At 70.1% G+C, this 18,129-nt stretch carries 16 protein-coding genes; 6 read left to right on the forward strand and 10 right to left on the reverse strand.

What is annotated here, in order from left to right:
• Positions 1-79: 79 nt before the first annotated feature.
• Positions 80-1,003, forward strand: a complete 924-nt coding sequence (locus tag ACIOVG_RS00855; RefSeq protein WP_400872627.1) for an AAA family ATPase — start codon at positions 80-82, stop codon at positions 1,001-1,003.
• Between the two features lies 1 nt (position 1,004).
• Positions 1,005-2,312 (forward strand): DUF58 domain-containing protein, encoded by a 1,308-nt coding sequence (locus ACIOVG_RS00860; RefSeq protein ID WP_400868123.1) that lies wholly within the window; start codon positions 1,005-1,007, stop codon positions 2,310-2,312.
• Positions 2,313-2,340: 28 nt separating this feature from the next.
• Here the strand turns inward: ACIOVG_RS00860 and ACIOVG_RS00865 are convergent, their stop codons facing one another.
• Positions 2,341-3,333, reverse strand: a complete 993-nt coding sequence (locus ACIOVG_RS00865) for a stage II sporulation protein M (RefSeq protein ID WP_400868125.1) — start codon at positions 3,331-3,333, stop codon at positions 2,341-2,343.
• A 16-nt stretch (positions 3,334-3,349) separates the two neighbouring features.
• Between ACIOVG_RS00865 and ACIOVG_RS00870 the strand changes: the two genes are divergently transcribed.
• Complete coding sequence (locus tag ACIOVG_RS00870; RefSeq protein ID WP_400868127.1) at positions 3,350-4,159, forward strand: RDD family protein; 810 nt, start codon at positions 3,350-3,352, stop codon at positions 4,157-4,159.
• A gap of 34 nt (positions 4,160-4,193) precedes the next feature.
• Here the strand turns inward: ACIOVG_RS00870 and ACIOVG_RS00875 are convergent, their stop codons facing one another.
• The 4 genes from ACIOVG_RS00875 to ACIOVG_RS00890 form a co-directional block, all read right to left on the reverse strand.
• Positions 4,194-5,408, reverse strand: a complete 1,215-nt coding sequence (locus ACIOVG_RS00875) for an ABC transporter permease (RefSeq protein ID WP_400868129.1) — start codon at positions 5,406-5,408, stop codon at positions 4,194-4,196.
• Complete coding sequence (locus ACIOVG_RS00880; RefSeq protein WP_400868131.1) at positions 5,405-6,211, reverse strand: ABC transporter ATP-binding protein; 807 nt, start codon at positions 6,209-6,211, stop codon at positions 5,405-5,407. Before ACIOVG_RS00880 ends, ACIOVG_RS00875 begins: the two co-directional genes overlap by 4 nt.
• Positions 6,208-7,134 (reverse strand): efflux RND transporter periplasmic adaptor subunit, encoded by a 927-nt coding sequence (locus ACIOVG_RS00885; RefSeq protein WP_400868133.1) that lies wholly within the window; start codon positions 7,132-7,134, stop codon positions 6,208-6,210. Before ACIOVG_RS00885 ends, ACIOVG_RS00880 begins: the two co-directional genes overlap by 4 nt.
• A 98-nt stretch (positions 7,135-7,232) precedes the next feature.
• Complete coding sequence (locus ACIOVG_RS00890; RefSeq protein ID WP_400868135.1) at positions 7,233-7,439, reverse strand: DUF3499 family protein; 207 nt, start codon at positions 7,437-7,439, stop codon at positions 7,233-7,235.
• 80 nt (positions 7,440-7,519) lie between these two features.
• Here ACIOVG_RS00890 and ACIOVG_RS00895 point away from each other — a divergent pair, with 80 nt between their 5' ends.
• Complete coding sequence (locus tag ACIOVG_RS00895) at positions 7,520-7,945, forward strand: hypothetical protein (protein WP_400868137.1); 426 nt, start codon at positions 7,520-7,522, stop codon at positions 7,943-7,945.
• 25 nt (positions 7,946-7,970) lie between these two features.
• Here the strand turns inward: ACIOVG_RS00895 and ACIOVG_RS00900 are convergent, their stop codons facing one another.
• From ACIOVG_RS00900 to manA, 4 genes are all read right to left on the reverse strand, one after another.
• Positions 7,971-9,353, reverse strand: coding sequence for a DUF5719 family protein (locus ACIOVG_RS00900; RefSeq protein WP_400868139.1), 1,383 nt, complete (start codon positions 9,351-9,353; stop codon positions 7,971-7,973).
• Complete coding sequence (locus tag ACIOVG_RS00905) at positions 9,350-12,517, reverse strand: glycosyltransferase (RefSeq protein WP_400868141.1); 3,168 nt, start codon at positions 12,515-12,517, stop codon at positions 9,350-9,352. Before ACIOVG_RS00905 ends, ACIOVG_RS00900 begins: the two co-directional genes overlap by 4 nt.
• Positions 12,518-12,631: 114 nt before the next feature.
• On the reverse strand, positions 12,632-12,949 hold the full coding sequence (locus tag ACIOVG_RS00910) for a WhiB family transcriptional regulator (protein WP_400868143.1): 318 nt from the start codon (positions 12,947-12,949) through the stop codon (positions 12,632-12,634).
• Between the two features lie 184 nt (positions 12,950-13,133).
• Positions 13,134-14,264: a mannose-6-phosphate isomerase, class I gene (gene manA / locus ACIOVG_RS00915; RefSeq protein WP_400868145.1), complete on the reverse strand. Its 1,131-nt coding sequence runs from the start codon at positions 14,262-14,264 to the stop codon at positions 13,134-13,136.
• Between the two features lie 68 nt (positions 14,265-14,332).
• On the opposite strand from manA, the gene ACIOVG_RS00920 reads away from it, so the two are divergent.
• Both ACIOVG_RS00920 and ACIOVG_RS00925 read left to right on the forward strand, forming a co-directional pair.
• Complete coding sequence (locus ACIOVG_RS00920; protein WP_400868147.1) at positions 14,333-15,748, forward strand: O-antigen ligase family protein; 1,416 nt, start codon at positions 14,333-14,335, stop codon at positions 15,746-15,748.
• Entirely contained in the window at positions 15,745-17,043 is a 1,299-nt protein-coding gene (locus ACIOVG_RS00925; RefSeq protein WP_400868149.1) for an O-antigen ligase family protein, read from the forward strand. The genes ACIOVG_RS00920 and ACIOVG_RS00925 overlap by 4 nt, the downstream gene beginning before the upstream one ends.
• Positions 17,044-17,070: 27 nt before the next feature.
• Here ACIOVG_RS00925 and galE read toward each other — a convergent pair whose 3' ends face one another.
• On the reverse strand, positions 17,071-18,060 hold the full coding sequence (galE, locus tag ACIOVG_RS00930) for a UDP-glucose 4-epimerase GalE (protein WP_400868151.1): 990 nt from the start codon (positions 18,058-18,060) through the stop codon (positions 17,071-17,073).
• Between the last annotated feature and the right edge of the window lie 69 nt (positions 18,061-18,129).

Here is an 18,129-nt window from a genome sequence, read left to right on the forward strand (position 1 = left end):
CACCCATCCCGACGGAAGCCGAGGGCATCACGTGACCGCTGAGAACATTCCCGCCGACGACGCCGCATTGCGCCAGGCGATGCATCGCGTGCGCACCGAGGTCGACAAGGCCGTCGTCGGCCAGGCCGGCACCGTCACCGGACTGCTGGTGTCGCTGCTGGCCCGGGGCCATGTGCTCCTGGAGGGCGTGCCCGGCGTCGCGAAGACGCTGGTCGTGCGCTCCTTCGCCCGCGCGCTGGGACTCGACACCAAGCGCGTGCAGTTCACCCCCGACCTCATGCCCGGAGATGTGACCGGGTCGCTCGTCTACGACGCGCGCACCGGCGAGTTCGACTTCCGCGCCGGTCCCGTCTTCACGCACATCCTGCTCGCGGACGAGATCAACCGCACACCTCCGAAGACCCAGGCGGCGCTGCTGGAGGCCATGGAGGAGCGCCAGGTGTCGGCGGACGGTGTGAGCCGCACGCTTCCCGACCCCTTCCTGGTCGCGGCGACGCAGAACCCGATCGAGCACGAGGGCACCTACTCGCTCCCGGAGGCCCAGCTCGACCGCTTCCTGATGAAGCTCGTCGTCGGTATGCCGGAGCGCGATGCGGAGGTGTCCGTGCTCCGCCGTCACGCCGAGGGCTTCTCTCCCCGAGAGCTGACCGGCGTCGAGGCCGTCGTCAGTGCCGAGGAGATCCGCGCGGCGCAGGAGGCCGCGGGGCGCGTGGAGGTCACCGACGACGTGCTCGGCTACGTCGTCGATCTCGCCCGCGCGACCCGCCAGTCCCCGTCCGTCGAGCTCGGCGCGAGCCCCCGCGCGTCGACCGGTCTGCTGGCGGCGGCGAAGGCATGGGCCTGGCTCAACGCCTCCTCGGCCGTGACGCCCGACCACGTGCAGACGATGCTGGTGCCCGTGTGGCGCCATCGGCTCCAGCTGCGACCGGACGCGCAGATGGAAGGCGTCTCCGCCGATGCCGTGCTGACCTCGGTCGTGCAGCAGACCCGGGTGCCGATCTAAGGTGTTCGTCACCGGCCGCCTCGCCGTCGCTCTCGCCCTCGGCGTCATCCCGCTCGTCCTCGCCGGACTCGCAGGGTATCCGCCGTACGCCGTGGCGGGTGGGTGGGTCGCGCTCTGCGCCGTGCTCACCGGCCTCGACGTCGCGCTGGCGGCGAGCCCGCGGACCGCGACGGTGTCGCGTCGTGTTCCCGCCCGTGCCCGCCTGGGCGAACCGGTGCCCGTCAGCGTCGCCGTGCACAATCACGGTCAGCGCACCCTGCACGGGATCCTCCGTGACGCGTGGCAGCCGACAGCGGGCGCAGAGCCCACCAGGCAGACGCTGCTCATCCCGCCGGGCGAACGAGCCCGTGTCGCGATACCGTTGCTCCCCCGCCGCCGCGGCGAACTGGTGAGCGAGTTCGTGATGCTGCGCTCGCGCGGCCCGCTCGGCCTGGCCGGCCGCCAGGCCCGTCATGCGGTGCGCGGCGCCATCCGCGTGCTGCCGGCCTTCTCCTCGCGCAAGCATCTCCCGTCGCGGCTGGCCCGGCTGCGCGAGCTCGATGGCAACACCAGCATCCAGGTGCGCGGGCAGGGCACCGAATTCGACTCCCTCCGCGAGTACGTGCGCGGCGACGACGTCCGCTCGATCGACTGGCGTGCCACCGCCAGAGCCGGCATGACGATGCTGAGAACGTGGCGTCCGGAGCGCGACCGGCATGTCGTGATCATCATCGACACCGGGCGCACCGCCGCCGCCCGTGTCGGCGACGGCACGCGCGTGGATGCCGCGCTCGAAGCCGCCCTGCTGCTCGCAGCTCTCGCATCCCGTGCCGGCGACCATGTGCACCTGCTCATGTACGACCGGGTCGTCCGCGGCCGGGTGACCGGCGTCGACGGCACCGCGCTTCTGCCCGCCCTGACCGATGCGATGGCCCCCGTGCATGCGCGACTGGTCGACACCGACTGGCACGGGGCGTTCGCCGCCGTGCGCACGCTGACCACCCGCCCTTCGCTCATCGTGGTCCTGACCGCTCAGGACGCCGCGGAGTCCGCACGGGGGTTCCTCGGCGCGTTCCCGAACGCGTCCCGCGCGACGACCGTGCTGGTCGGATCCGTCACCGACGATGATGTGGCCGCTCTCGCGCAACAGCGCGGGTCGCGGGAAGAGGTCTACCTCGCCGCGGCAGCGGAGCGCACGCTGCGCGACGCGGAGATCGTGGCCGATGCGGTCCGTCGTGCCGGCGGAGAGGCGATCGCCGCCGATCCCGAGGCACTGCCGCCACGCATCGCGGACCGCTACCTGGAGCTGAAGGCCGCAGGACGGCTCTGACGCGAGGGCGTCATCGGACGCCCCGCCCTCAACCGGCGACCAGTCGCGGGGTTCCCGCTTCGTACTCGATCAGATCGCCGGTCTCGCCGCCCCGATAGGCGCGGCCGCCGATCACCACCATGTAGATCAGGAAGATCGCGAGGGCGGCGGCGCCGATGCCGATCTTCACCGGCCAGGGCAGCGCCCAGCCGGTCACGAATCCTTCGACGAGCCCTGCGAGGAACAGCGCGAAGACGAGTCCGATCGCCACCGTCGCCAGGGCGCGTCCTTCCGTCGCCAATGCGTCGCCGCGCGAGCGGGGCCCCGGGGCCACCCAGGCCCAGAAGACCTTGAGTCCGGCAGCGGCGGCCACGAAGATGCAGGTCATCTCGAGCATCCCGTGCGGGAGGATGTAGAGCACCATGACGTCCGCGCGGTCGTGGGCCACCATCACGGCACCAGACACCCCCAGACCCATCGCGTTCTGCATGAGCATGTAGATCGGCCAGATCCCGGTCACGCCGAAGAGCACGCACTGCATGGCGATCCACGCGTTGTTGGTCCACACCATTCCCATGAACACCGCAGCCGGGTTCTCGGTGTAGTACCCCGTGAAGCTCTCGTCGGCATACTGCTCGAGTGTGTCCGGCGGCCCGAGCGTCGCGATGAGGGCAGGATCGTTCCCGATCCAGGCGGCCGTGCCGACCGCGACCGCGATGAACCCCAGCGCGATGACGAGCGTGAGCCAGCGCAGTCGATACAGGGCGGCGGGCAGCTGCAGGACGAAGAAGCGTCCGATCTGCGTCAGGATGTTGTCGGAGGCCCCGGTGAGTCGCAGCCGTGCGCGCACGAGGATGGTCGACAGATACGCTCCCTGCGGCGAATCCCCCACGGAGGTCTTCAGCTCGGCGAGATCGGCCGACGCCGCGCGGTACCGCACGATGAGCTCGTCGACGCCCTGGCCGTCGAGCCGCGCGCGGCTGAGCTCGTCCAGCCGCTGCCACTCGGCGCGGCGTGCATCCGTCAGCGCATCAGCATCCACCTGATTTACTGTACTCATGTCCACGCCGATCGATACCTCCGACGAGGTGCTCTCCGGAGAAGCCGTCGCGATCGATGTGCAGCCCGTCGGGTTCCTGCTGCGCGCGCTGGGCGCTCTCATCGACATGCTGCTCGGCTTCGCCGTCTTCCTCCTGTGGATCTTCCTGCGCCTCTGGCTGACCGATGCCGGAGTGCTCGATGAGGCGACCGATCGGATCGCGACCGTCGCCGCGCTCGTGGTCAGCTTCGTCGTGCTGCCGATCACGATGGAGGTCGCCTTGAAGGGGCGCAGCCTCGGCAAGCTCGCCGTGGGCGGCCGCATCGTGCGCGTCGACGGTGGAGCGGCCGGCTTCCGCCACGCCTTCATCCGCGCGCTGCTCGGGGTGCTGGAGATCTACATGACCTTCGGCGGCCTCGCCGTGCTCACCGGGGCGTTCAACGCGCGCTCCCAGCGACTCGGAGATCTGGTCGCCGGCACCTACAGCCAGCGCGTGCGCACTCCACAGCTGGTCCCGCACGTGCCGGTGCTGCCGGCAGGGCTGCAGGCGTGGGCGCAGATCGCCGATGTCGCACGCCTGCCCGATCGCCTGGCGCGCCGCATCTCCCAGTTCCTGCAGAGCGCGTCGCGCATGGTGCCGGCCGCCCGTGATCGCGTGGCGAGGGATCTGCTCGCCGAAGCCGCGCCCTTCGTCTCCCCCCTGCCTGCGGCCCCGCCCGAGCAGGTGCTGGTGGGGATCACGGTGCTGCGTCGCGAGCGCGAGCGTCGGGCACTCGAGAACGCCGACCGCCGCGCCGAGAAGCTCACGGGTCGTCGCGTCGGCGTCTGAACCGGGGTCGCCCTCGTGATGACGGTCCGCCGGATCAGAACCGGATCGCGTCGATCACCTTCACCCGCAGAGCCACGAGCGCCGGGATGAACCCGGACACGGCTCCCACGATCACCGACGCGACCAGGCCGACCAGTGCCGCGCGCATCGGGAACGGCGGGACGTCCTGGATGCCGTAGAACAGCGAGGTCACCACCCAATCGGAGCGGAGGACCGCGACGACGATCGCGATCCCGACCACTCCCGCGACCGTCGTGGCCACCAGGCTCTCGAGGAAGACGGAGAAGAAGACGCGACCCGAGGTCGCGCCGAAGGCACGACGCACACCGATCTCGCGCACGCGCTGCCGCATCGCCACCAACTGGATGTTGATCAGGCTGAGCGCCCCCAGCGCGAGGATCAGCGCCGCGATTCCACCGGTGATCATCTCGAACGTCGCCTGCACGTCGAGCGCGCCCGGCTGCGCGGCCCAGTCCGAACGACTCACCGATACGGTCTGCCCCTCGGGCAGCCCCGCACGCAGGTCCATCGCGAGCACCGGCCCGATCGCATCCGCCTGGTCGGCACCGACCCACACCTCGTACTGCGGCCACGCCCCCTCCGGGAGCGCGTCGACGCGCGCGCGGTAGGCGTCGTAGAGCATGTCGACGCGGAGCTCCTCATCGCCGAAGCCCTGCCGCGGGACGACTCCGACCACCTGGTAGGTTCCTCCCGCTCCCCCGGTGAGGGACAGCGTCGGATGCTGGGCGAGCGGCATCCGTCCGATCCGGTCCCACAGCGCCTCCGTGATCACGACCGGCGGAGCGAGAGCCTCGAGATCCGAATCGACGAACCAGCGTCCTTCCAGGAGAACCTCACGATGGATCTGCGGGTACAGCGGGTCGATCAGCCGCGCAGCGACATCGGTGACGCCCTCGGGCAGCTGCACGCCCTGCGTCATGCTCCCGACGATGCGCCCCGTGTGACTGAACCCGAATCGCTCCGAGACACGGGCGAACCGCTCGTCGAAGTCATCGAAGTCGACAGGCGTGCCGTCGTCGTTGTTGACGTTGACCACGATCGTCGCCGCCCGCCCGCCGAAGCGATCGGACTGCTCGGTCTGGAACTGCCTCTGGTACTCCGAGATCGCGACGACCGCGGTGAGGGCACCGACCGAGACCGCGATGCCGATCAGGCTCAGCAGCACCCGGAGCTTATGGACGCGGATCTCCGCCCACGCATCCGACAGCGCGCCCAGGAAGCCGCTCATGCGTCCACACCGTTCGCGGTCGGCAGCGGCGGCAGGATCGCCGGGGCGTGGGATGCGACAGCGGGCTCCGGCGCCGCGGGCACGGGCGCCGACAACGTCGAGGCTTCGAAGGCACGGCGCAGATCGGCTTCCTCCAGTCGTCCCGCGTCGAGCCGGTAGTGTCTGCGCGCCCTGGCGGCGACGTGGAGATCGTGCGTGATCGTCACCAGCGCCGCATCCGTCTCCGTCGCGACCTCGTCGAGCAGCGACATCACCGACGCCCCCGTGTCGATGTCCAGGGCACCGGTCGGCTCGTCGGCGAGGATCAGCACGGGCTTGCGCACCAGTGCACGTGCGATGGCCACTCGCTGCTGCTCTCCACCCGAGAGCCGATCCGCGATCTGCTCGATCCGATGGCCGAGACCGACCCGCTCCAGCATGTCGGCCGCGATCTGACGCCTGTTCCAGAACATGCGTCCCTTCGCGTGCCCGAGCGGCATCATGACGTTGTCGAGCGCCGTGCGGCCCGGCAGCAGGTTGAACTGTTGGAACACGAAGCCGACGTTGTCGCCGCGCACTCGGTCGAGTCGGCCGGAGCGCATCCTGCGCACCTCGCGCCCTTCGAACGACACCGAGCCGGATGTCGGAGCATCCAACATCCCCAGGATGTTCAACAGGGTGGACTTGCCCGACCCCGAGCGTCCGACGATCGAGACGTGGTCCCCGGCCCCGACGGACAGACTGATGCCCCGGAGGATCTCGAGGCGCGAGTCATCCGGGAGGAGGACGCTCTTCTCGACGTCCTCCAGAACGACGAGGGTCACCAGCTCATCCCGCTGTCGCACTGTTCGACGCCCGGGGACACCTCGTAGCAGAACTCCTCGACCGGCGCCACGAAGCCGGGGACGAACTGACGGATGCTGTCGCCCTCGGCGAGCCCCTCGGTCACCTCGACCATCGCACCGTCGTTGACGCCGAGCGTGACAGCACGCTTCTCCGGCTCCGATCCGTCACCGGCATCGACCCAGACGTTCCCGGACCCGGCACCGCCCTGCACCGCCGTGACCGGCACGACGAGGGCATCCTCGACCTGTCCGAGGGCGAGGTCCATGGTCGCGGGAAGTCCGGCGAACACGGTCTGATCGAACGGGATCGCGCAGCGCACGCTCGCTGTCCCCTCTGCGGTGACCTGCACCCGCACCCCTGTGCAGCTGAACGGAGCGGGACCGCCGGTCACGGTGACAGTGGCCTCTGTCGGGGCATCCACCAGGCGATACAGCTGCACGGGCTCCACAGTCGCCAGGAGGTGGTAGCGCGAGGGCGTCAGCTTGTAGATCTCGGTGCCGACCGATGTCGTCTGGCCCTTCACGAGTGCGATCTCGGAGACATCACCCGCCTCGGGCGCGACGATGTCGATGTCCCTGCGCGGATCGTCCTGACGAACGGTGAACAGCTTCTGGCCGGCCACCACGGCCGCTCCCTCGCCGACGTGGACCTCGAGCACGGTTCCGTTGATCTCTCCGCGCACGGCGATCACCTCGTCGCGGGCGATGTTCCCGTTCAACGTCAGCGCGTTGACGACGGCGCCCCGCTCGACCGCGATGACCGGGTCGGTGATGCCCGCCTCCGGGCTCACGATGCTCTCGACGCGGTCAGGGAAGAACGCGATCTTCACCAGCGCGGCAGCGCTCGCCCCGAGGACGATGACGAGGAGCAGGGGGAAGATCCAGCGACGCCAGACGATCACGACAGCCTTTCCTGGCGCGCCGCCGTGGCACGTCCGCCGTCAGGATATCCAGACCGTCATCCGGCACGCCCCGCCGTGTCCGCGTGTCGAGGAAGGGGTCAGGCGCGCAGTGCCTCGTGTCTCACCACGAGCCATCCGGATGGCACGGAGAGACGATCGGCGTGCGGCGCGCAGAGATCGTGCGCGTGGGGGTGGTCCGCGAGGCCCAGAGGTCCGAGTGCGGCCATCTGGTCGCCGTAGTCGTACGTGAGGGTCGCCACGGCTTCCCGCGCGCATCCGACCTTCGAGCAGAGTCGTCCGTTCATCTCCGCCAGCGTACGTCCTGACCTGGCAGCCGCCAGGATGCCGCGCCGCGACGTCCAGCGCCAGCGCCTAGACTTTCGACATGCCTCGTCGACGCAGTGCCCCCTCCGCCGCCCCGCGGCGCGGCGCGCGCCACGGCCGTCACGGCCGCCTCGGACGCAGCGAAGTCGTGCGCCCGCCGCTGGCGCCTCTGGACGGACGGATCGATCGCTTCGATCTGACCGTGGGGACCGCCGTGGAGTTCCTCCGCGGCACCTGGCCGGAGCTCCAGGACGTCCGCTTCGAGATCGGAGCGATGCCGGGCTTCGAGGCCACCGAGGAGGTGCCCCGCTGGCACCTCGATCGCGAACAGCGCCGTATCGTGCTCTTCCGCCTGCCGATCGAGCGGATGCTCCCTCCCGGGCACGACGACAACGCCCACCGACGGATGGCCATCGAGAGCGCCGTCTTCCGTGCCGCGGCCGAATACGTCGGACGCGAGCCGTGGGATCTCGGACACGACCACTGATCGCTCCCGCGGACGGCGGCCACGGTCAGGGATAGACCGTGATGCTCTCCGCTGCCCCGGCGCTCGGTTGCACGGGCCACCCCGCCAGCGCACCGTCTGCGCTCATCGTGATCGCGGCGTGCACCGTTCCCGTGGTGCGCAGCAGATAGCTCGTGCGCTGTGTGACCGCGGTGTCGACCGATCCGTTCGCCGGAACCGTGACCTCGGTCGCCGGCTTCCCATTCGTCGGTTCGAGGGTGATCGTGGCGTCGGCATCGGTGTCGTTCACCAGCTGGAGCCGAGGACTCGGACCAGCGGGAACCGCCACGAGTGCGTCGGAGTCGATCTCCGGCGCTGGCGTCATCCACGAGAAGTCGGACCCCCGGACGAGTGCGTCCTGCTGTCGGATGGCCGAGACGATCGGGGCGTCCGCATCGATCTGCACGCTGTACATGCCCGGCTCCAGCCCGCTCAGCGAGACCTCGGCGGGTTCGCCCGCGGTCAGAGACACGGTGAACTCGTTCGCGATGCTGCTCGCCCCCGAGGCACGCACCGTGACGCGCGCTTGCGCCGCATCCTCCGGCGACAACAGCCGCAGCACCGTCATGTCTGCGTCGTCTCCGTCGGCTGCGAAGGATCTCACACCGGCGAGCACAGGATGCAGCTGCGGACCTGCGACCGCCTCCTGCAGATCGACGCCGGCCGGGTCCAGTGTGCGCACCAGCGACGACTGCAGCACGGCGCGTACCGGTGCGCCGTCCGCCGTGACCTCCACCACGGGGAGCGCGTTGCCCGCCGCGATCGAGGTGAGCGGGAGTGCCACCTGCGTCCCCGCGGGGACGATGACGGTTCGCGTGCCGCGACTCGTGCCGTACACGGACAGCGTGACGGTGGACGGCACCTGTGCCGCGTTCGTCAGGATGATGAGGTCGGAAGTACCCGTGTCGACGGTGCCGCCGACAAGCCAGGACTCCAGTCGCGGTGTGCCGCAGGGCAGCGCGGCGAACCCCCGCAGATCGTCCGCCTCCACCGTGGCGGATTCCGTCGCGGCGACCAGCGGAGCCGTCCGTTCCTCGACGGCGCCGGTGACCGTGCGCACCTCGCCCGCGCCGACGAGATCGGGCACCTGCAGCGTCCCGATCTCGGGTGCACCGGACGTGCCGTCGACGGTGACCGTGGGCGATGCGGCTGACCACATGGCCAGCGGGTTAGCGGTGTCCCGCCCGAGAGCCCTCAGATCACCGTTGCAGACCAGCACGCTGTCGCCCGGCAGCGGCGTCACCTGCACCTGCGCAGGATCGTGGCGCACCTCGGGCCAGGGCGCATGGATCGCCGTGACGACTCCGACCACGCAGGCCACGGCGACGGCAGCGCCGGCGACCAGACGGGCACCGGTCGCGGCGACGCGGACTCCTCGGTTCATGCTCATCGGTCCTCCTCCGCGTCACGGTCGCGCGCCACGGAATCGGCGGTGCCGGCACCCGGCTGCGCAGCCTCCTCGTCCTCGTCGAGCTCCTCGAGGGCTCCGTCCGGGGCGTGTTCGTCCGATTCCGCGGTCGCCGGGGCCGCGGTCGCGCTCAGGGCGCTGTCGGCATCGTCCTCGGTTCGTGCCTCGGCCGCTGTCTCGGTCCCCGGGTCTGCAGGCGCGTTTGAATCTGCGCCGGCAGGCGCGTTCGGGTCTGCGGCTGCAGGCGCGTCCGAGTCTGCGACAGCAGGGGCGTCGGAATCTGCGACCGCGAAGGCGGGCGCCTCCTCGTCGAACTCCTCCGCATGTCGAGGCAGGATCAGCGGCTCCTCGGGGGCGCGACCGACGATACGCGACTGCGCACGCGCCGCGCGGCGCGAAGCCCTGGTCGGCACGGACAGAAGCAGCGCGGCGAGCATGACGAGCAGCTGCACCGTGGTCACGAGTCGTGCCGTCCCCTGCTGCGCGGCGCTCAGCGTCGTGCGCGGCTCGACATCCGCTTCGACGCGCCAGAGCACGCCGCGTTCGGTCGTGCCGGCGTGGACGAATCCCGCACGCTGGTCGATCGACGCGATGGCGGAGGTGCGCAGGGATCGCGCCTTGTCGCCCTCGCCGCCGTCCTTCTGCGCCAGCAGCACGTAGGCGATGCCCTGCGCTGCCAGCTCTGATGGCGCGTCGAAGTCGCGCGCAGAGAGCAGGTCGACCGAGAGCGTCGAGATGTCTGTCCCCTGCGGCTCGGTGGCGGTGGACAGCATCGTCGTCTGCGATCCGAGCGTCTCGCTCGCGCCCCACACCACATCGACGGCGAGACCGCCGTTGTTCTGAGGCGTGAGCACGAGGGTCCCGACCGGTCCGTCCGAGGCGGCCTGCGCAGCGACGTAGGCGGGCAGCGTCGACTGGGGGCCGTTGGTGAGTGCCGAACGATCCGCATGGAAGGCGGTGAGCGCCGGCGTCGCACACAGGACCAGCGCGAGCACCGCGACCGTCGCGGCTGCGACGCGCAGCCGCGGGAGGGTCAGCGCCGTGTCCAGGGTGACCAGCGCGGCCCCCACCACTCCGATCCAGGCGAGGCTCAGCCCCGTTCCCGGCCAGATGGCGACCGGCACGCCCTCGGCGAAACTCACGGTGATCCCCACGGCGAGGAATGCGGTGGCGAGCCCGGCAGCCGCGACGACGAGCAGGGTGATGCCCGCGCGCCATCGCGGTGCGATCGCCGCTGCCAGGGCGAGGAGGGCCAGCGGCGCGCAGAGCACGGCGGCCCACGACCCCAGCGGCAGCAGCGAGAACTGCGCCCATCCGGCGAGATCGGCGGTCGGGAAGCCCATGGCGATCGCGAGTCGGCCCGCGGCATCCGCCGACGCCGTGCTCCCGGTGACGAATCCAGGGTCGGCCAGCAGTGCGAGAGGGCTGCCGTGCGCCAGCTGCCAGTATGCCAGCGGGGCGAACAGCGCGACGGTGGGGATCGGGAGCCAGAGCAGGCGCCCAGCGCCGCGGAACTGCGCAGTCCCCAAAGTGATGCCGAGCGCGACGACGAAGAGCAGTGCGAGCGCGGGTGCCGTAGAGGGCGCGCAGGCGACGACAGCGGCGAGCAGCAGCGATGCCGCGCCCGCCGCCCCCCACGAGCGATGCGCGACGGCCGCAGCGTGGAACAACCACGGCAGCAGCAGATGCACGAGCACCGCGGCCGGGCGTCCCTCGACCAGCGCTGTGAGGAACGTCGGTGCGAGAGCCCAGGCGACACCCGCGAAGATGCGCAGGCCGGCGCGGTCGGTCACTCGGGTGGCCGCGAACCATCCGCCCAGCACGGCGAGCGGAAGCGCGAGAATCCAGAGGAGCACGAGGGAGAACGTCGGAGCGGCCGGCCACAGCGAACCGAGGATCGCGACGAGGGCCGCGAACGGGTCAGCCGGCCCGACGAGGTCGACACCGACACCGCGCAGCCCCCAGGCGGCGTCGTTCCACAACGCCGCGACGGTCTCGCGCAGCGGTAGCAGTCCCCCACCGCCGATCGCGGGCCAGGCGAGGAGGGTGGTGAACGCGGCGATGCTGACGACCAGCGCAGCGAGGACCGCCCATGCCCCTCCACCGGAGAAGAGCCGCAGCTCGCTGACGGCGCCCTCCTCGCTTCCGTGACCGTCGTCGAGACGCCGACGCAGTTGCGAGCCGGTGACGCGCAATGGGGCGATGCTCGCCCAGGACGACGTCCGCGACGAGCGGATCCGTCCGCGGGAACGGGCGATCGCGCCGAATCGCGCCATCGCGGTCAGCGCGGCCCCCCATTCGGGAAGGACGGCCTCCGGGCGCTTGCCGATCAGATGGGTCGTCGATCTCCACAGCGCGAGCGGCAGCAGGCTGAGCCAGTGCAGCGGCACGGCGATCGCGGGAGCGTACGCCAATCGGCGATGCAGCTGTGCGAGCCGCGTGACGAAGGCACGACGCGCGGATCCCGCGGGAAGTGCGGCGGGGCCGCCGGGCGAGACGGCGACGCGTGCACTCGGCGCCAGCACGACGCGACCGCCGATGAGGCGCGCGCGCACGCCGAGATCGAGACCCTCATCCGCACCGGCCAACGCCGGATCAGGGCGCAGTGTGTCACGCACCTCGGCACGGATCAGCATCCCGCGGACGTCTGCGCCGAGCGCGTCGTCTGCGCCATCGTGCTGACCCTGGTCGAGTTCACCGGCAGCGAGCTCGACCGATCGGCCCAGTGCGGTCATGCTCACGCCCAGCGAGACGATCTCGCGATCGTTGTCGGTGGCCACCAGCTTGGGGGCGATGATCGCCGCGGACGGGGAGCGTTCCAGCATTCCGGTGAGCCGCTCCAGCGCGCGAGGGTGCGGGGCGGTGTCCTGCGCCAACAGCCAGATCGCCGCGTCCTCCGCGACCCGGGGACGAGCGAGCTCGACCGCCTCCGCGAACGAGGTCGTGCTGCGGGCCTCGATGATCCCCTCGACGGTAAGCGCGACCGCGTCGCTCTCCCGAGCCGAACTCGCATCTCCGCACATCACGAGGGTGACCGCGGAGACGGGAGTTGTCTGGGAGCGCAGGGCTTCCAGTGTGCGGAGGAGCTGCGCGCGGGACGAAGATCCGGCGCGCGCGACGATGATGGCGTGAACTCGGGCTGGCATGACGTGGTCAGCCTATGCGCGGGGCGGCGGACGCCGAGGCACTGCCCGCGGCGCGCCTGCGAAGCCGTGTCCGCGGATGCTCAGAAGTTCCGCGGGGATCGCTCACGAACAGGTTCAGCTTGCGCGGCGCTTGAGCTTGCGACGCTCGCGCTCGGAGAGGCCGCCCCAGATCCCGAAGCGCTCATCGTTGTTCAGCGCGTACTCGAGGCATTCGCCTCGGACATCGCACGAGGTGCAGATGCGCTTGGCATCCCGCGTGGAGCCGCCCTTCTCGGGGAAGAACGCCTCGGGGTCGGTCTGCGAGCAGAGCGCTTCGCTCTGCCAGCCGAGAGCGGTGTCGTCGTCGGACTCCGGCTTGCGGACTCCCGGCACTCCGAGGTTGATCGGATCGACGAACCAGTTCTCCGGTACGTCTGAACGGTATCCCGTCATCTCGATCTCCCAACCCTGTCTCCGCCCCCCGGCGGGCCGTGCATACCTAATTACACCCGTGTCATTCGCTCCGGTCAAGTCGCGGATAGTAAACCCTCAATCATCTCTTGAAGGTTCTTGACGATACGTCGGCGTGTCGCTGCGATCGCTCCTCGGGCGACACGCCGGCGGAGGCAGAGGGCGCTCAGCGACCGGGTGCGGCGATGAACGCCTCGCCCGCCCCGCTGAGACGCAGCTCGGTCTCATCGGCGGACACGAAGGCCGCGGTTCCCACCGGCACCGTCCGCATCGCCCCGGACGCCGTCGCGACCGTGACATCGCCGGCAGTCGCGAGCACCATGGTGTCGCCGGCGACCGCTCGCACGACCGGCTCCCCCGTCAGCGTGACCCGGTCGAGCGCGAAGTCCGCGACCGGCACCGGGTAGGACGTGACGGCACCGTCGGCGACCGGGCGCAGCACGGGCACCTCAGCCGGCACCGGGTCCAGGATCGAGAGCAGTTCGGGAACATCGATGCGCTTGGGAGTGAGTCCCCCCCGCAGAACGTTGTCGCTCGCGGCCATGATCTCCACCCCGAGTCCCTCGAGGTACGCATGCAGCAGCCCCGCGCGGAGGAAGAGCCCTTCACCGCGACGGAGGACGACGTGATTCATCAGGAGGGCGACGACGACACCCGGATCTCCCGGATACGTACGGGCGACCCCGGCGATGGCCTGGATCGCGGTGTTCCACTCCCCCGCCTCAGCGCGTTCGGCCGCGGCCGCCACCGCGGCGATGATCTCGTCCACCTCCGACTGCGCAGCGCTGCTGAGCAGCCAGCTGATCGTGTCGCGGAGCACATCGGCGTCACCGGACAAGTGCGCGCGGAGTGCCGACACACCCGCACCATCCCCGAGTGCGTCGAGCAGGGCCAACGTGTCGGAGACGGGACGCAGCCCGCTCAGCGACTGGAACGTCTCGCTCAGCGCGACGATCAGCTCCGGCTTGTGGTTGTCGTCCCGGTAATTGCGGGTCGGGTCGTCGAGCGCCTTGCCGCTCTCCGCCGCCCACCCCTGCTGCGCCTGCGCGATCGTGGGGTGCACCTGGATCGACAGCGGCTGCGCGGCGGCGAGCAGCTTGAGCAGGTACGGGAGCGTGCCGCCGGTGATCGAGTCCAGAGTGCCGTCCCCCTCGACGTCCGCCGGGTCGCCGGGGTGATCCCCGAACCAGACCTCCGCCTCCGGAGCCCCCGACGGCGAGCGCCCTTCCAGCTCGGCCAGGAACGAGGTCGAACCCCAGGCGTAGTCGCGGGGGGTGTTCGTCAGACTCAGCAGCATGCCCCCAGCGTAGAGCTGTCCAGCCGTGTTCAGCGACGTGCAGGGCCCGGCGCGGTAGCCTGAACGCGATGGCTCAGTACACCAAGCATCCGGTCGCGGCCCGGCCCACCGCGCCAGAGCGCGAGTCGACGGGGCATCTGCTGCTGCGCGGTTATGCGATCCTCGTCCTGATCGTGACCTTCGCGCACTCCGCCGTGTACAACCTCCTCGGGATCGCGGGGGCGGGCGTCGTCCTCATCCTCTTCACGCTCGCCACGCTCGCCATCGGCGTGCCGATGATCGCCCGGAACCGCCCGCAGCCCTTCCGCTGGCGTCGTCTGCCCTGGACCGCCCTCGGCTATGTGACACTCGCGCTGGTCTCGGTGGCATGGTCGCAGTGGCGCGGCCCGACGCTGATCACGTGGGGGCTGCTCGCGGCGGTCACCGTCAACGCCCTCTTCCTGGTGCATGTGCTCACGTGGAACGAGATCATCCGCGCGCTCTCCTCGGCCTTCAAATGGATCCTCGGGCTGTCTCTCACGATCGAGCTCTGGGTGTCGCTGGTCCTGCACGGACCGCTTCTGCCGAACTTCCTCACCCTGCCGGACGGAAAGATCGATCCACAGTGGTACTGGGTGCGCGACAACCTGTTCGACGGAGGGCGCATCCAGGGCATCGTCGGCAACGCGAACCTCCTCGCCATCATCTCCCTCTTCGCGATCATCACCTTCGGGGTGCTGTTCGCCGCACGAGCTCGGTGGCGCACCACGCTCGCGCTGTGGATGCTGTTGGCGGCCTACTTCCTCATCCGCACGTCATCGGCGACGGCGTTCGTGTGCGCCGCGGCCGTCCTCGTGGTCCTGGTGGTGGCTCTCGCTATGCGTCGAGCACGCACCCCGGGAGCGCGCACCCGGGTCTACACGGTCGCGATCGGAACCGTCGTCATCGGCGGCGCTGCCGTGTGGCTGCTCCGCGAGCCCCTCCTCGCGCTGCTCGGGCGCAGCGCGGACCTCACCGGCCGTTCCGAGAAGATCTGGACGAAAGTGCTCCAGCGCGCCGGTGAGCACCCGATCTTCGGCAACGGCTTCTCCAGCCCATGGATCCCCACCGACCCGGCCTTCGATCACTGGATCACGGACCACGGCATCACGGTCTTCCACGCGCACAACATGTGGCTGGACGTGCTCATGCAACTCGGCGTGGTCGGGGTGGTGCTGATGGCCGTCGCATACCTGAGCCTGCTCTGGCGTTCCTGGTTCTTCGCAGTCGACCGTCCTCGGTGGGACCTCGAAGCTCACCGCCCCTATTCGCCACTCACTCTTCTGCCGAGCCTGTTCACGGTCGTCCTGCTCGTGCAGGGCCTGTCGGAGTCCACGCCGATCATGCTGTGGGGATGGATGCTGGTGGTGCTGCTCTCCTTCAAGCTCAAGTCCGTCCCCCTGGTCGGCATCGGCGAACGCGATCTGGTGTTCGAGCGCGGCACACGACCGCGGCGCGTGCCGTGACGCCGGCGCATCGCATCGCCCGGCTGCTCGGCTCCGTGGAGATGGCACGCGCCTTCACCCTCGCGGTGCTGGGCGCGGTGTTCGGTTCCTATGCGATCGAGCAGATGACGTCGCCGGTCACACTCTCCACGATCGTCGCGCTCCTGTGCGTGTTGGGGGCGGGGATCCTGTGGGTGCGGCGCGACGAACTGTCTCCGCTGCGGATCGCCCCGTCATCGCTCATCGCGTTCCTCGGCTGGGCGCTGGTGAGCCTGGTGTGGACCACCGACAGATCGGACACGTTCTTCGGGTGGCTGTCGCTGTTCGGCTTCGCGTTCCTGGCGCTCGCGGTCGGTCACGTCAGGGACACTCTGCAGACCGTGCGAGCGATCGGCGACACGCTGCGCGTGCTGCTCACCGTCTCGCTCGGTGTCGAGATCCTGTCGGGGATCCTCCTCGACGTACCGTTCACATTCCTCGGGATCCAGGGCAACCTCGCGGAGGGTGGTCCCATCCAGGGCATCTTCGGCAGTCGTAACATGCTCGGATTCATCGCCGTGCTCGCGCTGATCACCTTCGTGATCGAGTGGCGCACGCAGTCGGTGAACGCCCCTCGCGCGGTCGCCTCGATCGCCCTCGCCGGCTCGCTCGCCTTCCTGTCGTCCTCACCCACGGTGCTGGTGCTCGCCGCCGCGGTCGGCGTCGTCACGGTCGCGCTCACCATCGTGCGCCACGCGTCAGCCGAGCGGCGCAACCTCGTGCAATGGATGCTCGGGATCCTGGTGGCGCTCGCACTCACCGTCGCGTTCGCATTGCGCCACCAGATCATCGCGCTCCTGGATGCCGGCTCGGACTTCTCGATCCGCGGGAACCTGTGGAACACGATCCTCGACTTCGTCGCCCTCAAGCCGATCCAGGGGTGGGGATGGTTCGGATCCTGGGCCCGCGGTGAGTACCCGTTCACCTATATCAACTTCCAGCTCGACGATCACCATCAGAGTGCACTGAACGCGTTCTTCGATGTGCTGCTGCAGTTGGGGGCCGCCGGGCTCGTGCTGTTCCTGCTGCTCGGCGGGGTGGCGTTGATCCGCTCCTGGCTCGTCGCCAGCGTGCGCCGATCGGTCGTCTACGCCTGGACGCCGATCACGCTGGTCACGCTCGCGGTGGACTCGATGTTCGAGAGCTTCACCCTGGTCGGCGCCGGCTGGTTCCTGCTCGTGCTCTGCGCGCTGCGCGCCGGTCAGTCGAGGTCGTGGCGGGAGAACATCGATGCCGCGCAGACCGGCGCCATCCCGACGCTCCGCCCGCAGGAGTGAGCGGGAGGTCGGGCAACCGCCCCCGCGTCAGCTCAGCGTACGCAGCTTGTCCGCCCAGGAGAGGGCATCTCTGACGCCGTCGTCCACGGACCGCTCCGCGCTCCAGCCGAGCAGATCCGCCGCGCGTCCCACGATCGCGAACGCGCCCGCCTGATCGCCGGGGCGACGCGCCGTCTCCACGACCGGCAGCGGCTCCCCCGTGACCCGCTCGAAGGCGGCGACCAGTTCACGCACCGTGACTCCCTCGCCCGTGCCGAGGTTGATCACCCGATACGGCTGATCGGCAGACGTCACGGCATCGAATCGCTGCACGGCCGCGACATGAGCCAGGGCCAGATCCCACACGTGGATGTAGTCGCGCAGTCCGGAGCCGTCACGCGTCGGCCAGTCGGTCCCGGTCAGGGTGAACGGCTCTCCCGCGGCCTTCGCGCGCATGATCATGCCGAGCACGTGCGAGGGCGTGGGGTTCTGCAGCCCCGTGCGCAGCCGGGGGTCGGCGCCGATCGGGTTGAAGTAGCGCAGAGCGACAGCGCGCAGGTCCCCCGCCGCGGCCGCATCATGGAGGATCTGCTCGACCATGGCCTTCGTGGTCGCGTAGGGGCTCGACGGAGCGACTGCTCCCGATTCGTCCACGCCCTCGCCGCTCTCGCCCGCGTAGACCGCTGCGGAGGAGCTGAACACCACGCGCTCGACCCCGGCGTCGCGCAGGCTCTGCAGCAGGACGATCGTCTTGCCCACGTTGGAGTCGTAGTAGCCGAGCGGATCGGCGACGGACTCCGGAACGACGATCCGCGCTGCGCAGTGGATCACCGCATCGATGTCCGGGTGATCGGCCAGCACACCGGCCACGAAAGCGCGATCGGCGATGTCGCCGACATAGAGCCCCCGGCCTTCGCCGAAGTCGCGACGCCCCGTGGAGAGATCGTCGATCAGCACGGTATCGATCCCGGCTTCGATGCATGCCGTCGCGACTGTGGACCCGATGTAACCGGCGCCGCCGGTGATCAATACCTTCATCGCGGTCATCCTATCGCGGCCCCTTCTCGCGACCCCCTCCCGCATCGGGGCGGCCCGACTCTCCGCAGA

Origin of the sequence: Microbacterium sp. NPDC087591 (assembly GCF_044743625.1) — a bacterium.
Taxonomy (GTDB): domain Bacteria; phylum Actinomycetota; class Actinomycetes; order Actinomycetales; family Microbacteriaceae; genus Microbacterium.